Annotated in this window: 15 protein-coding genes; 11 read left to right on the top strand and 4 right to left on the bottom strand. The window is 67.6% G+C overall.

All coding sequences use genetic code 11. The features are described 5' to 3' along the window. The first annotated feature begins 1 nt into the window (after position 1). The 7 genes from FG99_RS04995 (at position 2) to FG99_RS04965 (ending at position 10,246) form a co-directional block, all read left to right on the top strand. The gene (locus FG99_RS04995; RefSeq protein WP_043267684.1) at positions 2–1,714 is read left to right on the top strand and encodes a putative 2-aminoethylphosphonate ABC transporter permease subunit; all 1,713 of its coding nucleotides are present in this window, start codon (positions 2–4) and stop codon (positions 1,712–1,714) included. A 74-nt stretch (positions 1,715–1,788) separates the two neighbouring features. Further along, positions 1,789–2,811, top strand: coding sequence for a putative 2-aminoethylphosphonate ABC transporter substrate-binding protein (locus tag FG99_RS04990; protein ID WP_043267682.1), 1,023 nt, complete (start codon positions 1,789–1,791; stop codon positions 2,809–2,811). 206 nt (positions 2,812–3,017) lie between these two features. Continuing rightward, entirely contained in the window at positions 3,018–4,148 is a 1,131-nt protein-coding gene (locus tag FG99_RS04985; protein WP_043267680.1) for a TIGR03364 family FAD-dependent oxidoreductase, read from the top strand. Between the two features lie 110 nt (positions 4,149–4,258). Beyond that, positions 4,259–5,278: a transporter gene (locus FG99_RS04980; protein ID WP_043267678.1), complete on the top strand. Its 1,020-nt coding sequence runs from the start codon at positions 4,259–4,261 to the stop codon at positions 5,276–5,278. Positions 5,279–5,456: 178 nt separating this feature from the next. Beyond that, positions 5,457–7,070, top strand: coding sequence for an inorganic phosphate transporter (locus FG99_RS04975; protein ID WP_043267676.1), 1,614 nt, complete (start codon positions 5,457–5,459; stop codon positions 7,068–7,070). Between the two features lie 412 nt (positions 7,071–7,482). After that, positions 7,483–8,721 carry a glutamine synthetase family protein gene (locus FG99_RS04970; RefSeq protein ID WP_177330893.1) on the top strand — a complete coding sequence of 413 codons (1,239 nt, stop codon included), beginning with the start codon at positions 7,483–7,485 and terminating at the stop codon, positions 8,719–8,721. Between the two features lie 193 nt (positions 8,722–8,914). Then, a complete protein-coding gene (locus FG99_RS04965) occupies positions 8,915–10,246 on the top strand; it encodes an MFS transporter (protein ID WP_043267672.1) in 1,332 nt (443 codons plus the stop codon). A gap of 18 nt (positions 10,247–10,264) precedes the next feature. Here the strand turns inward: FG99_RS04965 and FG99_RS04960 are convergent, their stop codons facing one another. The 4 genes from FG99_RS04960 to flgA form a co-directional block, all read right to left on the bottom strand. Then, positions 10,265–11,014, bottom strand: coding sequence for a flagellar brake protein (locus FG99_RS04960; protein WP_064582341.1), 750 nt, complete (start codon positions 11,012–11,014; stop codon positions 10,265–10,267). Between the two features lie 90 nt (positions 11,015–11,104). After that, positions 11,105–11,572: a flagella synthesis protein FlgN gene (locus FG99_RS04955; protein WP_043267670.1), complete on the bottom strand. Its 468-nt coding sequence runs from the start codon at positions 11,570–11,572 to the stop codon at positions 11,105–11,107. A 40-nt stretch (positions 11,573–11,612) separates the two neighbouring features. Further along, on the bottom strand, positions 11,613–11,930 hold the full coding sequence (gene flgM / locus FG99_RS04950) for a flagellar biosynthesis anti-sigma factor FlgM (RefSeq protein ID WP_009620820.1): 318 nt from the start codon (positions 11,928–11,930) through the stop codon (positions 11,613–11,615). 133 nt (positions 11,931–12,063) lie between these two features. Beyond that, the gene (gene flgA / locus FG99_RS04945) at positions 12,064–12,753 is read right to left on the bottom strand and encodes a flagellar basal body P-ring formation chaperone FlgA (RefSeq protein WP_009620823.1); all 690 of its coding nucleotides are present in this window, start codon (positions 12,751–12,753) and stop codon (positions 12,064–12,066) included. A gap of 138 nt (positions 12,754–12,891) precedes the next feature. On the opposite strand from flgA, the gene FG99_RS04940 reads away from it, so the two are divergent. The 4 genes from FG99_RS04940 to flgC all read left to right on the top strand — a co-directional run bounded on the left by FG99_RS04940 (position 12,892) and on the right by flgC (position 16,300). Next, positions 12,892–13,824 carry a chemotaxis protein CheV gene (locus tag FG99_RS04940; protein WP_009620824.1) on the top strand — a complete coding sequence of 311 codons (933 nt, stop codon included), beginning with the start codon at positions 12,892–12,894 and terminating at the stop codon, positions 13,822–13,824. 110 nt (positions 13,825–13,934) lie between these two features. Beyond that, positions 13,935–14,741, top strand: coding sequence for a protein-glutamate O-methyltransferase CheR (gene cheR / locus FG99_RS04935; RefSeq protein WP_232244795.1), 807 nt, complete (start codon positions 13,935–13,937; stop codon positions 14,739–14,741). Positions 14,742–15,446: 705 nt separating this feature from the next. After that, complete coding sequence (gene flgB / locus FG99_RS04930) at positions 15,447–15,854, top strand: flagellar basal body rod protein FlgB (protein ID WP_009620829.1); 408 nt, start codon at positions 15,447–15,449, stop codon at positions 15,852–15,854. 5 nt (positions 15,855–15,859) lie between these two features. Continuing rightward, positions 15,860–16,300 carry a flagellar basal body rod protein FlgC gene (flgC, locus tag FG99_RS04925; RefSeq protein WP_009620831.1) on the top strand — a complete coding sequence of 147 codons (441 nt, stop codon included), beginning with the start codon at positions 15,860–15,862 and terminating at the stop codon, positions 16,298–16,300. Positions 16,301–16,309 lie beyond the last annotated feature (9 nt).

Below are 16,309 nucleotides of genomic sequence, written 5' to 3'. Positions count from 1 at the left end.
GATGGATGCCGCAGTGAAACTCGACCCGGCCCTGGCCGCTGGCAAGTTGCGCGGCGACCTCGGCGACCGCCTGTTCATCCTCGGCGGCAAGCTGTTGCTGCTCGCCCTGTTGGCCCTGGCCGTGCTGCTGCCGCTGCTGGCCATCTTCTGGCGCGGCTTCAGCGGCGCCGAAGGGCAGGGCGGCGGCCTGGCGGCCATGGCCGAGCTGCTGGCCAGCGCCAACTTCCACTGGCTGCTGGGCAATAGCCTGAAGGTCTCGCTGAGCGTGGCGGCCATCGTGGTGCCGCTGGCCTATGGCTTCGCCTACGCCCTGCAGCGCACGCTGATCCCGGCCAAGGGCCTGTGGCGCGGCATCTCCCTGCTGCCGCTGCTGGCGCCATCGATGCTGCCGGGCATCGCGCTGATCTACCTGTTCGGCAACCAGGGCCTGCTGCGCAGCTGGGTGCCGGACAACATCTATGGCTTCTGGGGCATCGTCCTGGGCGAGGCCATCTACACCTTCCCCCATGCGCTGATGATCCTGCTTTCGGCGCTGTCGCTGGCCGACGCGCGGCTGTTCGACGCCGCCTCGAGCATGGGCGCCAGCCCCTGGAAGGCGTTCCGCAGCATCACCTGGCCGGCCTCGCGGCAGGGCGTGTTCGCCGCCTTCTGCCTGGTGTTCACCCTGACCATCACCGACTTCGGCGTGCCCGTGGTGGTCGGCGGCGACTACCAGGTGCTGGCGCTGGAAGCCTACAAGGCAGTGGTCGGCCAGCAGCAGTTCGGCCGCGGCGCGCAGATCGGCATGCTCCTGCTGCTGCCGGCGCTGTTGAGCTTCGCGGTGGACGCCTGGCTGCGCCGCCGCCAGGGCGACTCCATGAGCGGCCGCGCCCAGGTCTACCAGCCCAAGCCCTCGCGCCACCGCGATGGCGCCTACCTGGCGCTGGTGCTGCTGGTCAGCGCGGTGATCCTCGGCGTGCTGGGCATGGCCGTGTATTCCTCGCTGGTGAAGTTCTGGCCGTACAACCTGTCGTTGTCGCTGCGCCACTACTCCTTCGAGGAAACCGCCGGCGGCGGCTGGCTGGCCTACCGCAACAGCCTGACCCTGGCCTGCTGCACCGCGCTGTTCGGCAGTGCGCTGATCTTCACCGGCGCCTACCTGATCGAGAAGACCCGCGAGCAGGCCTGGCTGAACCAGCTGCTGCGCATGTTCTGCTTCGTGCCCATGGCGGTGCCGGGCTTGGTCCTGGGTCTGGGCTACGTGTTCTTCTTCAACCTGCCGGGCAACCCGCTGCACGTGCTCTACGGCAGCATGACCCTGCTGGTGGTGTGCACCATCGCGCACTACCTGACCACTGCGCAGATGACCGCCACCACCGCGCTGCGCCAGCTCGACGGCGAGTTCGAGGCCGCCGCGCTGTCGCTGAAGATGCCGCTGTGGCGCCACTACCTGAAGGTGACCCTGCCGATCTGCCTGCCGGCGCTGCTGGACATCGTCCGCTACCTGTTCGTCTCGGCGATGACCACGGTGTCGGCGGCGATCTTCCTCTACAGCCCGGACAGCATCCTCGCCGCCGTCGCCGTGCTGAACATGGACGACGCCGGCAACGTCGGCGGCGCCGCCGCCATGTCCACGCTGATCCTGCTCACCTCGGCGGCCGCCTCGCTCGTCCTGGCCCTGGCCTCGCGCGGCCTGCTGCGCCGGTCCCAGGCCTGGCGCCGGAGCGGCCACTGATTCCCCACGACCCACGTTGCACCTGAGCGTCACCCCCGCGAACGCGGGGGCCCAATAAACAGAAGGAGCGCACCATGTTCAAACGCCTCGCCCTCGCCGCCGCCGTGCTCGCCGGTTTCAGCCTGCACGCCAGCGCCGCCACCGAACTGACCGTCTACACCGCCCTGGAGCCGGAGCAGCTGAAGGCCTACAAGGAAGCCTTCGAGAAGCAGAACCCGGACATCGAGATCAAGTGGGTGCGCGACTCCACCGGCATCGTCACCGCCAAGCTGCTGGCCGAGAAGGACCGCCCGCAAGCCGACGTGGTCTGGGGCCTGGCCGCCTCCAGCCTGGCCATCCTCGATGCGCAGGACATGCTGGAGAAGTACGCGCCCCAGGACCTGGCCGCCATCGGCAAGAACTACCGCGACCCGGCCAACCCGCCGGCCTGGGTGGGCATGGACGTGTGGGCCGCGACCATCTGCTTCAACAGCGTGGAAGCCGAGAAACAGGGCCTGTCGAAGCCCATCAGCTGGCAGGACCTGACCAGGCCCGAGTACAAGGGCAAGATCGTCATGCCCAACCCGGCGTCCTCCGGCACCGGCTTCCTCGACGTCTCCGCCTGGCTGCAGACCTTCGGCGAGAAACAGGGCTGGGCCTACATGGACGCCCTGCACGAGAACATCGGCCAGTACGTCCACTCCGGCTCCAAGCCGTGCAAGCTGGCCGCCGCCGGCGAGTTCCCGATCGGCATCTCCTTCGAGTACCCGGCCGTGCAGCTCAAGCGCCAGGGCGCGCCGCTGGACATAATGCTGCCCAAGGAAGGCCTGGGCTGGGAAATCGAAGCCACCGGCATCGTCAAGGGCACCCAGCACCTGGATGCGGCGAAGAAACTCGCCGACTTCTCCGCAAGCCCGGCGGCCATGGAGCTGTACAAGGAGAACTTCGCCGTGCTCGCCCAGCCGGGCATCGCCAAGCCGCAGACCGAACTGCCGGCGGACTACGAGCAGCGCCTGATCAAGAACGACTTCGCCTGGGCCTCGCAGAACCGCGACGCCATCCTGGCCGAATGGCGCAAGCGCTATGACGGCAAGTCGGAGAAGGTGGCGCAGCAGTAGGCGCGAAGCAGAGCACCCTCTCCCTAGCCCCCGACTGCGCGCCCCGCCCTGAAGGGAGAGGGAACCCTCCTCTGCACTGGTTGCCATCACCGAGTTCATCCTGAGGTTCCAGGCGGGCTCCGATGCCGATCCACGCACCGAACAGCCCCCTCTCCCTTCAGGGAGAGGGTTGGGGAGAGGGGCTCTTTGATCCCAGGAATCCACCCATGACCCAACAAAACACCGACATCGCCATCATCGGCGCCGGCATCCTCGGCCTGTCCCACGCCTATGCCGCCGCCCGCCGCGGCCTGCGCGTGCGCGTCTTCGAACGCAGCGCCACGCCGCTCGGCGCCTCCATCCGCAACTTCGGCCAGGCCCTGGTCGGCGGCCAGCCGCCGGGCGTCATGCTCGACCTGGCCCGCGCCAGCCGCCCGCTGTGGGCCGAATGGGCCGAGCGCGCCGGCTTTGCCATCCGCCGCAACGGCTCGCTGCTGTTCGCCCGCAGCGAGGCCGAGGAAAACCTGCTGGAAGCCTTCTGCGCCGGCCGCGCCAGGGAGCACGGCTACCGCGCCGAACTGCTCCGCGGCAAGGCCCTGGATGCGCTCTACGACGGCGCTTTCAGCAAGCATCGTGCGGCCCTGCACAGCCTCGACGACCAGCAGCTGTATTCCCGCGAGGCGCTGCCGGCGTTGATCGACTGGCTGCGTCGTGAGCTGAAGGTGGAATTCCACTTCTCCACCCTGGTGCGCGACATCGAGCCGGGCCTGCTGCGCACCACTGCCGGCACCTTCCAGGCTGGGCAGATCCTGGTCTGCTCCGGCCACGACTACCAGACCCTGCTGGCCGAGCAACTGGCCGCGCTGAAGCCGCAGGTGTGCCGCCTGCAGATGCTCCGCGCCCGCCCCGAGCGCGACCTGGGCCTGGGCCACGCGCTGCTGACCGGGCTGAGTTGCGTGCACTACGGTGCCTTCGCCGACCTGCCGCAGGCCCAGGCGATCCATGAGCAGATCCGCCGCGAGACGCCGGCGCTGGAGCACCACGGCATCCACCTGCTGATCAGCCCCACGCCCTACGGCGAGCTGATCATCGGCGATTCCCACGACTACGGCAGCGATGCCGCGCCCTTCAACGCCGAAGCGGTGGACCGTCTGCTGCTCGACCTGGCCGAGGACACCCTGGGCATGCGCGTCGAGGTGGTCGAGCGCTGGCAGGGCGTGTACGGCGCGCGCGGCCCGGCGCCGTTCTCGGTGTTGCAGGTGGAGGCGGGCATCAGCGCGGTGCTGATGCACACCGGCGTCGGCATGAGCGTGGGGCCGGCGCTGGGCGAGCGGACCATCGCCGGGCTGTTCGGCTGAAGCATTCGTCATCGCGCTGTCATCGTTCTGGCACCGGAACGTCATGCCGGCCTGCTAAGCAGGAAGGCCGCCGGCCCGGCCCAGGGCGATGCCACATTCAGCGAGCGCGCATGAACCAACGTTTCACCCAGGACCCCTGGGATTCCGACCTGTTCGGGTTGCTCTACGGCTTCCGCTTCCACCCCGGGCAGCGCGGCCAGGAACTGGATTCCAGCGCCGCGCTGCGCTGGCTGGAGGCGCCGGGGGAGGGCGAGGACTTCGTCTGGCTGCACCTGAACCTCGCCCACGCCGCCTGCGAGCGCTGGATGAAGAGCCACCTGGAGCTGCCCGAAACCTTCTTCGAGACCCTGCGCGAGGGCTCGCGCTCCACGCGCATCGAGCACGTCGACGCGGCGCTGCTGGCGGTGGTCAACGACGTGGTGTTCAACTTCGGCAGCGTCTCCTCGGACGTGGCCACCCTGTGGGTCTGCGCGCGCCGCCGCCTGCTGGTGACCGCGCGCATGCAGCCGCTGCGCTCGGTGGACCGCCTGCGCTCCTCGGTCAAGCACGGCGAGTGCTTCCGCTCGCCGCTGGAGCTGCTGGTGCATCTGCTGCGCGACCAGGGCGACATCCTTACCCAGATCGTCCGCGAGACCACCGTGGGCGTGGACCGCATCGAGGACCGCCTGCTGTCGCAGAACCTCTCCGACAACCGCGCCGACCTGGGCGCCATGCGCCGCGTGCTGGTGCGCCTGCAGCGCCTGCTGGCGCTGGAGCCGGGCTCGCTGCTGCGGCTGCTCAACCGCCCGCCGGAATGGCTTCAGGAGGCCGACGTGCGCGACCTGCGCGAGGCCACCGAGGAATTCTCCCTGGTGATCAGCGACCTCACCTCCCTGGGTGAGCGCATCAAGCTGCTGCAGGAAGAGATCGCCGCGCAGCTCAACGAACAGAGCAACCGCACCCTGTTCACCCTGACGGTGGTCACGGTGCTGGCGCTGCCGATCAACATAGTCGCCGGCTTCTTCGGCATGAACGTCGGCGGCATTCCCCTGGCGGAGAACCCCCACGGTTTCTGGCTGCTGGTGATGCTGGTGGCCAGCTTCACCCTGCTGGCCTGGCGCTGGGCCTTCCGCAAGCGCAACGACGCCTGAACTGTCACGCGGCTGACACCGGCGCGGCCAGGGCGTGGTCGATGAGGAAGGCGAGGCGGCGTATAACCGCGAACGGTTATACGCCCTACGTCAGGGATGTTCTCGGCCTCCCAGACATAAATTGTCACACTTGCCCGTCATGCTGGCGCGGTCATCCCCCGCAACCGGATTTTCCCGCATGACTAGCGAAACCCTGGCCAGGGACGGCGCCGCCGTTCTCGAAGGCCGTCCGCACCTGGACAGCAAGCCTGGCCGCCTCACCGCCCTGGCGTTCTATGCATTGCTGGCCGTCGGCCTGCTGTTCTCCGCCTGGAGCCTGGTCCATGACGTCGACGAGGTGGCCAGCGCGGTCACCACCTGGACGCCTTTCCTGCTGCTCGGCGTGGCCCTGCTGATCGCCCTGGGGTTCGAGTTCGTCAACGGCTTCCACGACACCGCCAACGCCGTGGCCACCGTCATCTATACCCATTCGCTGCCGCCGCACTTCGCGGTGGTCTGGTCCGGCTGCTTCAACTTCCTCGGCGTGCTGCTCTCCAGCGGCGCGGTGGCCTTCGGCATCATCGCCCTGCTGCCGGTGGAGCTGATCCTGCAGGTCGGCTCCTCGGCCGGCTTCGCCATGGTCTTCGCCCTGCTGATCGCCGCCATCCTGTGGAACCTCGGCACCTGGTGGCTGGGCCTGCCGGCGTCGTCCTCGCACACCCTGATCGGCTCGATCATCGGCGTCGGCGTGGCCAACGCGCTGATGCATGGCCGCGACGGCACCAGCGGGGTGGACTGGGCGCAGGCGACCAAGGTCGGCTACTCGCTGCTGCTCTCGCCGCTGATCGGCTTCGCCTGCTCGGCCCTGCTGCTCCTGGCCCTGCGCCTGTTGGTGAAGAACCGCGCGCTGTACAAGGCGCCCAAGGCCAAGGCGCCGCCGCCGTGGTGGATCCGCGGGCTGCTGGTGCTGACCTGCACCGGGGTGTCCTTCGCCCACGGCTCCAACGACGGGCAGAAGGGCATGGGCCTGATCATGCTGATCCTGATCGGCACCGTGCCCATGGCCTACGCGCTGAACCGCGCCATCCCGGCCGACCAGACCACCGCCTTCGTGGTCCTCGCCGAGGCCACCCAGCAGGGCCTGCAACGCAGCGCCCAGGGCTCGGCGCCGGCCGACCCGCGCCCGGTGCTCTCGGAATACATCCGCACCCATGAAGTGAAGCCGGCCGTGGTGCCCTCGCTGGCCGCGCTGACCGGCAGCATCGGCGCCGAGGTGAAGAGCTACGGCAGCCTGGCCAAGGTGCCCGCCGAGGCCATGGCCAACGTGCGCAACGACATGTACCTGGCTTCCGAGACCATCCGCGTGCTGGACAAGGACAAGGCCGGCGACTTCGACGCCGATACCCAGGCGCGGCTGATGGCCTTCAAGGGCAAGATCGACGACGCCACCCGCTTCATCCCGCTGTGGGTGAAGATCGCCGTGGCCATCGCCCTCGGCCTGGGCACCATGGTCGGCTGGAAGCGCATCGTGGTGACCGTCGGCGAGAAGATCGGCAAGAGCCACCTGACCTACGCCCAGGGCGCCTCGGCCGAGGTGGTGGCGATGCTCACCATAGGCGCGGCGGACATGTACGGCCTGCCGGTGTCCACCACCCACGTGCTGTCCTCCGGCGTGGCCGGGACCATGGCGGCCAACGGCTCGGGCCTGCAGATGCGCACCATCCGCAACCTGCTGATGGCCTGGGTGCTGACGCTGCCGGCGGCCATCGTGCTGTCCGGCTCGCTGTACTGGCTGTTCACCCGGCTGTTCTGACGGATCGCCAGGTTCGAAGCGCCGCCCCCTGGGGCGGCGTTTTCGTTCATGGGCGCGGTGTGTGGCGTACCCCGTAGGAGCGGGCGGGGCAGCCCCGTAGGATGGGTTGAGCGAAGCGATACCCATCACCATGGCCCGATGGGTTTCGCAAGCTCAACCCATCCTACGAAGAGCGCCTCGGCGCAGTCGGCACACTACGGTGGCGTACGGAAATTCCCTTCATCCACCTGCTTGAAATATCGAACGACCGGTGCGTATTTTGTACAGGTCGCACAGCCTGTGTGCGGCCGTATTACAAGGATAAGAAGTCATGACTAGCGAAGGACGCAGCCCGCTCGCCGAGCGCCTGGCTGGAGTCGAAGAGATCGAATGCGTCACCCCCGACCTCAACGGGGTGCCGCGCGGCAAGGTGATGACCGGCGAGGGCTTCCTCTCCGGGCGGCGCCTTCAGCTGGCCCGCGGCGTGCTGCTGCAGTGCATCATGGGCGGCTACCCGCCGGCGCGCTTCTACGGCAGCGACGACGGCGACCTGGCCCTGGTCGCCGAGCCCACCCAGGTCCATCGCCTGCCCTGGAGCGACAGCCCGCGCGCCCTGGCCATCTGCGACGCGGTGGAGCTGAACGGCCAGCCCTCCGGCCTGTCCAGCCGCGGCCTGCTCAAGCAGGTGGTGGCGCGCTACGCCGAACATGGATGGCAACCGGTAGTGGCCACCGAGCTGGAGTTCTTCGTCTTCGCCCCCAACCCGGACCCGCAGCAGCCGTTCCAGCCGCCGCTGGGCCTGGACGGCCGCCGCGAGATGGGCCATTCGGCGTTCAGCGTGTCGTCCAACAACGGTCTGCGTCCGTTCTTCGAGGACGTCTACCGCTGCATGGCCGCGGTGGGGCTGGAGCGCGACACCTTCATGCACGAGATGGGCACCAGCCAGTTCGAGATCAACTTCCTGCACGGCGACCCGGTGCTGCTGGCCGACCAGACCTTCCTGTTCAAGCACCTGCTCAAGGAAGTGGCGCTCAAGCACGGCCTGCTCGTCGTGTGCATGGCCAAACCGCTGGCGCACACCCCGGGCAGCTCCATGCACATCCACCAGAGCGTGGTGGACGGCGAGGGCCGCAACATCTTCAGCGACGCCGAGGGCGAGGCCACGCCGGCCTTCCGGCATTTCATCGGCGGCCTGCAGGCCTGCCTGGCCGACTTCACCCTGCTGTTCGCGCCCAACGTCAACTCGTTCCAGCGCCTGTGCCACCCCTACGCCTCGCCGAACAACGCCTGCTGGTCCCACGACAACCGCGCCGCCGGCCTGCGTATCCCGGCCAGCCCGCCGGTGGCGCGGCGGGTGGAGAACCGCCTGGCAGGCGCCGACGCCAACCCCTACCTGGCCATCGCCGCCAGCCTGGCCGCCGGCCTGCACGGCATCGACAACGAGCTGGAGCCCAGCGCAGCCATCCAGGGCGAGTTCGAGGTGCCGGACGAACTGCTGCTGCCCTGCACCATGTACGACGCCTTGCGCCGCCTGAAGCGCAGCGAGCTGGCGCGGCGGATGTTCGGCGCCGAATTCGTCGACGGCTACGTGGCCAGCAAGGAACTGGAGCTGACCAGCTTCTTCGACGAAATCACCCCCTGGGAGCGCCGGGTGCTGGCCGCCCAGGCCTGAGGCCGAGCGGAGCCCGCCACGGCGGGTTCCGACCTCCGGCTTTGCCATGGACGACGCCTTTCTTTGCGTACCCGTCAAAGGGCTCGACGCGCCTTGCGGCAGGCTCTAGGCTGGTAGCGAACGCCCGCCTTCGCGCGGGCGTGCTTCGTGTAGTACGGCGGCGTCCTGCCGCCCGTCTTGGACCGGAGGTCCGATGCGGATTTTCACTGCCTTCCGTGCGCTTTACTTCGCCACCCTCACCCTGCTCACCGGCTCCGGCCTGCTGAGCACCTACCTGGGCCTGCGCCTGGCCGCCGAGAAGGTCGACGGCCTGTGGATCGGTGCGATGATGGCGGCCTATTACCTGGGCCTGGTGCTGGGCGGCAAGATCGGCCACCGGCTGATCGCCCGCGTCGGCCACATCCGCGCCTACGTCGCCTGCGGCGGCCTGGTGGTGGCGGCGGTGCTGGGCATCGGCCTGACCAACTGGCCGGCGATCTGGCTGCTGCTGCGCACGCTCATCGGCCTGGGCATGATGTGCCAGTACATGGTCATCGAGAGCTGGCTCAACGAGCAGGCCGAGGCGCGCCAGCGCGGCGCGGTGTTCGCCGGTTACATGGTGGCCTCCTACCTGGGCCTGGTGGCCGGCCAGCTGATCCTGGTGGCGCACCCGGGGTTGGGCCCGGACCTGCCGATGATGATCGCGCTGGCCTTCGCCCTGTCGCTGATCCCGGTGTCCATCACCCACAAGGTCCACCCCGCGCCGCTGCACCCGGCTCCGCTGGAGCCGCGCTTCTTCATCCAGCGGGTGCCGCAGTCGTTGACCACGGTGCTGGTCTCCGGGCTGGTGATCGGTTCCTTCTACGGCCTGGCGCCGCTGTACGCCACCGAGCAGGGCCTGAGCGTCGAGCAGATCGGCGTGTTCATGGGCGTGTGCATCTTCGCCGGCCTGCTGGTGCAGTGGCCGCTGGGCTGGCTGTCGGACCGCTACGATCGCGCGCTGCTGATCCGCAGCGCCGGCATCCTGCTGCTGGTGTTCGCCTTGCCGCTGGCGGTGCTGCCGTCGCTGCCGATGGAGGCCATGGTGCCGATGGGCTTCATGGTCTGCCTGGTGCAGTTCACCCTCTACCCGCTGGCGGTGGCCTTCTCCAACGACCACGTCGAGGGCGAGCGGCGGGTATCGCTGACTGCCATGCTGCTGGTCACCTTCGGCGTCGGCGCCTGCGTCGGCCCGCTGGCGACCGGAGCGCTGATGCGCGCCTTCGGCCCGAACATGCTCTATGCCTTCGCCGCGACCTGCGCGCTGATCGTCATCTGGCGCGTGCGCCCGGAGAAGGTCACCGGTCTGCACCGTGTCGACGAGGCGCCGGTGAAGCACGTGCCCATGGCCGACAGCCTGGCCAGCTCGCCGCTGTCGGCGGCGCTCGACCCGCGGGTGGCCGACGAAACGGTGGAAGAACAGATGAAGACCACCCCGGCGCCAGCGCCCGCAGCGCCCGAGACAGCCGGCGTGCCCGAGGCGGAAGAGGAAAGCCGGCCGGGGTAGGGCGGGGAAGGGCGGGCGCTAGAACAGCTCGTCCTTCTCGAAGCGCCGCGCTTCGCGCTGCAGCTGGTAGACGAAGCGCTCGATGTGGCGCTGCTCCAGGCCGCTCAGGCGGTTGAAGCGCAGGCCGGCGAAGCTGGCGTTGACCTTCTCGTCGAAGTGCACGTGGCGCAGCTCCACTTCCACGGTGATGGCGCCGAACGGCAGGCGGGCGGTGAAGCGCTCGTAGAGCTGGCCGGGTTGCAGGCGCTCGTGCACGTCGCCGGCGAAGCGCACCTTGCAGCCGGTGGCGGAGATGTCCAGCAGGTTGCCGCTCAGCGCGGCCTTGAGCTTGTCGCCGGCCAGTTCCACGGCCACCGGCTGGGTCTGCTTGAGGGCGGCGCGGTAGGCGTTGCGGCGCTGGTGGTAGAGCATCTCCGCGGGCATCGGCAGCCAGTAGCAGCGGGCGCCGTCGAGTTCGCTGAACTGCGCGGCCTGCTGGCATTCCCAGGCGATCCGCACGCCTTCATGGAAGGCTTCGATGCGGAAGTTCTCGCCATTCTGCAGGAAACGCTCGCCGTCATTGGGGATCAGTTCGTCCAGGGCCACCCGGTTGCGTTCGCGGTCCACCGCGACGACGAAGCTCTGGAAGCGCTGGTTGCGCTCGGCGAAGCTGATCACCAGCGGGTCATGGCTATCCATCAGGATTCGCAGGTTGGCCTGGATCTCCACGGCCGCCTTGAGCGTTTTCGGCGGTTGCGGGCCATTTTCCTCGGCGAACGGGCTTGCCACTGTCCTACGATCTCCAGATGTATTTATTGTGGGAATTTTCTTTTGAAAGGCGATGGCATTCTGCCGCATCGCCCTGCCGGACGCCAGGGTTCAGGCCTGGCTGAGGGGACGCTGGCGGCTGCCCTGGGTCGCGCCGCCGCGGCGATCGTAGAGGCTGGGGGTGTCCTGGCCGCGGAGGATATCCAGCAGACGGCCGGTGGCGTGCTGGTTGTTGCGGATGATGCGGCCGTTGCGCAGGTTGGCCTGCTGGCATTGTTCCAGCAGCGCCGCCAGGCGCTCGCTGAGTTCCACGGTGCGCGGCTCCACCTTGCCCTGCGCGGCCAGCGCGGCGAGGCCTGCGCGGTCGCTGCTGACGCCGGCCTGGCGCAGCGTCTCGCTGCGCTGGCGGCCATTGCGCTCCAGTTGCTGGAGCAGCGGCAGCTTGCTGTCGAGCAGGCCCTGCAGGCGCTCCAGGTCACGCGCGTCGAGGGCGTGGAATTCGTCCTCGATCAGCTGCAGAAGAGCCTCGGCGGCGCCGATATCCTCGGTGATCAGATGGAGCAGGCTGGCGTTTGGCATGGCGGCTCGGCGTTCAGGGCGTCCTTGGGGAACCCCGCGCTCAGCGCTGGGATTCGAAGTCGAGCAGTTTGCCGGCGACTTTCTGGCTGTCGACCTGGTAGCTGCCATCGGCGATGGCCTGCTTCAGCCGCGCGACCTTTTCCGAGTCGACGACGGGTTGGTCTTTCAGCTGGTCGCTGGCTTTCTGCAATTGCTGGGCGGTGCTGCTCAGTTGCACGGACTCACCGCTGCCAGCGGCCGACGCGCTGCCGGCGCTTTCGCTGCCGGCGGCTTCGCTGCGGCCGGCCTGGGGCTTGCCGGTGCTGCCGGTGGAGACCGGCGCGCTGGCATTGTTCAGCCGGTTGAAGTCGATGACCATGGTAGTGAACCTCTGCGGGTTTAGGACGCTTGCCTGTAGGTTTCGGCTGACATCCTTAAAACTTTAGGGCGGTTTTTCGTGCGCCTTCGCACAGTTTAGTGAAGGCTGGCGCGCAAGCGCCAGACTTCCGCCGCTAGAGCGTGACCTGCACCGCGCCTGGCTCCACCACCCGGGCCTTGATGATGCGCTGCGAACGCAGGTTGCGCACGCGAATCTGCTCGCCGGGCACCCCGTCGGCCATGGCCTCGCCGGGCATCACCACGTTGACCGCGCCGGTTTGCGCGCGGATCACCACCTGGTCGCCCTTGCGCACCGCCGCGGCCTGTTCGAGGAACACCGGGGCGAGGATCTGGTCGCTGACCGTCGGTCGCTTGAGCTTCTGCCCCACGGCCTGCTGCGGGTCGGTCAGGTAGCCCTGGCTGAGCAGGCCGATGTCGCGCTCCATCAGGCTGATGTCACCCGGCTCCAGCACGTGGTCGCGCTTGAGCGGCTGGGTGGTCACCACTACCTGGCGGAACAGCTTGACCTGGGCCGGCACGTATACCGACCAGGGCGAGGAGCCTTCGCAGCGCACCAGCACCGAGACGCGCCCCACGGGCTGCGCAGGGCTTTCCAGGGATTGCGTCAGGTCCTTGTCGCAGGCCGCCAGACGCAGGCGCGGGTCGATGCGCGCCACTTCTATCTCGTAGCGTGCCTCGATGCCGCTGCGTTGCAGATAATCTTCCACCTTGAACTCAAGAAAGCCCTGGGTGGAGCCGATAAGAATCTCGGGCGCGGTGAAGTCGTCGGCCCAGGTCGGACCCGGGGCGAACGCGCCCAGCATGCCGAGCACTCCGCAGAGTGACAGGGCATGGGCTCGGGACCGTCGGAAAAACGTCGTTGGCAGTTTCATGCCACGACTTCAAGCAAGGCTCGTGCCGATTGCCGCCCTGGGCGGCACGGCGGATACGAAGGGGGCGCAATGGCCGGAGTCATGGATTCGGTCAACCAGCGAACGCAGCTGGTTGGGCAGAATCGTCTCGAACTGCTGCTGTTCCGGCTGGATGGCAGCCAGTTGTACGGCATCAACGTGTTCAAGGTGAAGGAGGTACTGCAGTGCCCGCGCCTGACCGTGATGCCCAAGTCCAGTCCGGTGGTGCGCGGGGTGGCGAACATCCGTGGCGGCACCATCCCGATCCTCGACCTGTCGATGGCCACCGGCCGTCGCGGCCTGCGCGAGATCGACAACAGCTTCGTGATCATCACCGAGTACAACACCAAGGTGCAGGGCTTCCTGGTGCATTCGGTGGAACGCATCGTCAACATGAACTGGGAGGAGATCCATCCGCCACCCAAGGGCACCGGCCGCGACCACTACCTGACGGCGGTGACGCGGGTGGACAAGCAACTGGTGGAGATCATCGACGTGGAGAAGATCCTCGCCGAGGTCGCGCCCACCAGCGAGGACATCTCCGAGGGCGTGATCGACGCCGACACCCAGGCCCAGGCGGTGACCAAGCGGGTGCTGGTGGTGGACGACTCCTCGGTGGCGCGCAAGCAGTTGATCCGCTGCCTGGAGACCGTCGGGGTGGAAGTGCTCGCGCTCAATGACGGACGCCAGGCGCTGGACTACCTTCAACAGATGCTGGCCGCCGGTGGCAATCCGGGCCAGGAATTGCTGATGGTGATCTCCGACATCGAGATGCCGGAAATGGATGGCTACACCCTGACCGCGGAGATTCGCCACGATCCGCGGCTGCAGGACCTGCACATTCTCCTGCATACTTCGCTGTCCGGGGTGTTCAACCAGGCGATGGTGCGGAAGGTCGGCGCCAACGACTTCCTCGCCAAGTTCCGGCCCGATGATCTGGCGGCGCGTGTCGTCGAGCGCATCAAGGCGGCGGACGCACGCTGAGGAGGGCACTTCGGGGTAGTCTGCAACGGCCGGGGGCGACCCCGGCCGCCTGGCGTCGGGATCGACGCCCGGCCAACTGGAAAGAGGCGTGATCGGTGACATCGACCAACATGGAATTCGAGCTGTTCCGGGACTTCCTGGAAAAGGCCTGCGGCATCGTCCTGGGTGCCAACAAGCAGTACCTGGTCGCCAGCCGCCTGAACAAGCTGATGGAGCAGCAGGGCATCAGGAGCCTGGGCGAGCTGGTGCAGAAGATCCAGGTCCGCAGCCAGCTGCGCGAGCAGGTGGTGGATGCCATGACCACCAACGAGACCCTCTGGTTTCGCGACACCTACCCCTTCGAGGTGCTGAAGAACCGCATCCTCGCCGAGCTGATCAAGGCCAACCCGGGCCAGCGCCTGCGCATCTGGTCGGCAGCCTGCTCCTCGGGGCAGGAACCCTATTCGCTATCGATGACCATCGACGAGTTCGAGAAGACCAACCTCGGCCAGCTCAAGGCCGGCGTGCAGATCGTCGCCACCGACCTCTCCGGCTCCATGCTCAACGCGGCGAAGGCCGGCGAGTACGACAGCCTGGCCATCGGCCGCGGGCTGTCCCAGGAGCGCCTGCAGCGCTACTTCGACACCAAGGGGCCGGGGCGCTGGGCGGTGAAGCCGGCGATCAAGGGCCGCGTCGAGTTCCGCGCGCTGAACCTGCTGGAGAGCTACGCCACCCTCGGCAAGTTCGACCTGATCTTCTGCCGCAACGTGCTCATCTACTTCTCCGCCGAGGTCAAGCGCGACATCCTGCTGCGCATGCACGCGGCGCTCAAGCCCGGCGGCTACCTGTTCCTCGGCGCCTCCGAGGCGCTCAACGGGCTGCCGGAGCATTACCAGATGGTCCAGTGCAACCCGGGGATCATCTACAAGGCCAAGTAGCCGGGCATTATGCCGATCACGGAAGGGCGCCCTTGGGGCGCCCTTCGCCTATCCGCACGAGCCGTTCGCCGTCTTGCCGGCTGTGCCTGGGGGCTTTTCGTAGGATGGATTGAAGGGGCGTTTCGGCGTGTGCGGTGAGTCCAATCGCGGACAAGGTCCTCCTACCGCATGAGCGAGCATGGCTTTCGTAGGATGGTGTTGAGCGAAGCGATACCCATCACCGCAACCGCATGGGTTTCGCCAAGGCTCAACCCATCCGTTGAGGCGCGTCTCGGCGCGGCCGGCAAGACAGTTGCTCCTACGCTTCCGGCAAACACCACGCCCCGTAGGATGGGTTGAGCGAAGCGATACCCATCGCCACCACCGCATGGGTTTCGCAGGCTCAACCCATCCTACGGTTCCAGGGAAGCACGGGCGCGTAGGAGCGGACCTTGTCCGCGATTGGACTCACCGCCCACGCCGGACGCCCCGGTGGCTCGGGCAGTCCCCTCTCCCGCTTGCGGAATAGGGCCGGGGTGAGGGTAACCCCTTCGAATGGGCAGAACGCATTGCCGCCGGGCGGTAAGGCCTTGCCGCTTGCCGCGGTTTGCCGCCCTTTGCCGCTCGCGGATCATTGGCAATCCATTGATTAATAAGGATTTAACGTTTTGGCACGCACCTTGCTGAAGTGCTGGCAAGCCCACACCGGCAAACAGGTTCGTGACCATGAGCATCAGCTTCGACTCCGCCCTCGGCATCCACGCACAAGCGCTCAGCTTCCGCTCGCAGCGCGCCGAAGTGCTGGCCAACAACCTGGCCAACGCCGACACCCCCAACTACAAGGCGCGCGACCTGGACTTCGCTTCGGTGCTCGCGGCCCAGGCCGACAAGGCCAAGAGCGGCACCTTCAGCACCGCCGTCACCAACGCCCGGCACATCGAGGCCGACGGCGTGGCCATGGGTGACGACTCGCTGAAATACCGCATCCCGACCAATCCCTCCATCGACCAGAACACCGTCGACGAGCAGGTCGAGCAGGCCAACTACGCGCAGAACGCCGTGCAGTTCCAGGCCAGTTTCACCTTCCTCAACAGCAAGTTCAAAGGCCTGATGGGCGCCCTGCGCGGAGAGTGATAGCCATGTCCCTTGCCAGTGTCTTCAACATCGCCGGTAGCGGCATGAGTGCCCAGACCACCCGTCTGAACACCACCGCCTCGAACATCGCCAACGCCGAGAGCGTGTCCTCGAGCATCGACCAGACCTACCGCGCCCGCCACCCGGTGTTCTCCGCCATGTTCCAGCAGGCGCAGAGCGGCCAGGGCTCGCTGTTCCAGGACACCGACCAGGCCGGCACCGGCGTGCAGGTGCTGGGCGTGGTCGAGGATCAGAGCCCGCTGGTGCCGCGCTACGAGCCGAACCATCCAGCCGCCGACGCCAACGGTTACGTGTATTACCCCAACGTCAACGTGGTGGAGGAGATGGCCGACATGATGTCCGCCAGCCGCTCCTTCCAGAGCAACGCGGAAATGATGAACACCGCCAAGCAGATGATGCAGAAGGTCCTGACCCTGGGTCAGTAAGCGCAGAGG

This window comes from Pseudomonas sp. AAC, from assembly GCF_000725445.1.
In the GTDB taxonomy this organism is placed as follows: domain Bacteria; phylum Pseudomonadota; class Gammaproteobacteria; order Pseudomonadales; family Pseudomonadaceae; genus Pseudomonas; species Pseudomonas citronellolis.
This window is presented reverse-complemented; position numbering and strand designations above follow the sequence as displayed.

What these genes read in the sequence shown, in the direction of transcription:
- FG99_RS04995 (WP_043267684.1), top strand. Translation starts at nt 2, where the DNA reads ATGGATGCCGCAGTGAAACTCGACCCGGCCCTGGCCGCTGGCAAGTTG.
- FG99_RS04990 (WP_043267682.1), top strand. Translation starts at nt 1,789, where the DNA reads ATGTTCAAACGCCTCGCCCTCGCCGCCGCCGTGCTCGCCGGTTTCAGC.
- FG99_RS04985 (WP_043267680.1), top strand. Translation starts at nt 3,018, where the DNA reads ATGACCCAACAAAACACCGACATCGCCATCATCGGCGCCGGCATCCTC.
- FG99_RS04980 (WP_043267678.1), top strand. Translation starts at nt 4,259, where the DNA reads ATGAACCAACGTTTCACCCAGGACCCCTGGGATTCCGACCTGTTCGGG.
- FG99_RS04975 (WP_043267676.1), top strand. Translation starts at nt 5,457, where the DNA reads ATGACTAGCGAAACCCTGGCCAGGGACGGCGCCGCCGTTCTCGAAGGC.
- FG99_RS04970 (WP_177330893.1), top strand. Translation starts at nt 7,483, where the DNA reads ATGACCGGCGAGGGCTTCCTCTCCGGGCGGCGCCTTCAGCTGGCCCGC.
- FG99_RS04965 (WP_043267672.1), top strand. Translation starts at nt 8,915, where the DNA reads ATGCGGATTTTCACTGCCTTCCGTGCGCTTTACTTCGCCACCCTCACC.
- FG99_RS04955 (WP_043267670.1), bottom strand. Translation starts at nt 11,572, where the DNA reads ATGCCAAACGCCAGCCTGCTCCATCTGATCACCGAGGATATCGGCGCC.
- flgM (WP_009620820.1), bottom strand. Translation starts at nt 11,930, where the DNA reads ATGGTCATCGACTTCAACCGGCTGAACAATGCCAGCGCGCCGGTCTCC.
- flgA (WP_009620823.1), bottom strand. Translation starts at nt 12,753, where the DNA reads ATGCTGGGCGCGTTCGCCCCGGGTCCGACCTGGGCCGACGACTTCACC.
- FG99_RS04940 (WP_009620824.1), top strand. Translation starts at nt 12,892, where the DNA reads ATGGCCGGAGTCATGGATTCGGTCAACCAGCGAACGCAGCTGGTTGGG.
- cheR (WP_232244795.1), top strand. Translation starts at nt 13,935, where the DNA reads ATGGAATTCGAGCTGTTCCGGGACTTCCTGGAAAAGGCCTGCGGCATC.
- flgB (WP_009620829.1), top strand. Translation starts at nt 15,447, where the DNA reads ATGAGCATCAGCTTCGACTCCGCCCTCGGCATCCACGCACAAGCGCTC.
- flgC (WP_009620831.1), top strand. Translation starts at nt 15,860, where the DNA reads ATGTCCCTTGCCAGTGTCTTCAACATCGCCGGTAGCGGCATGAGTGCC.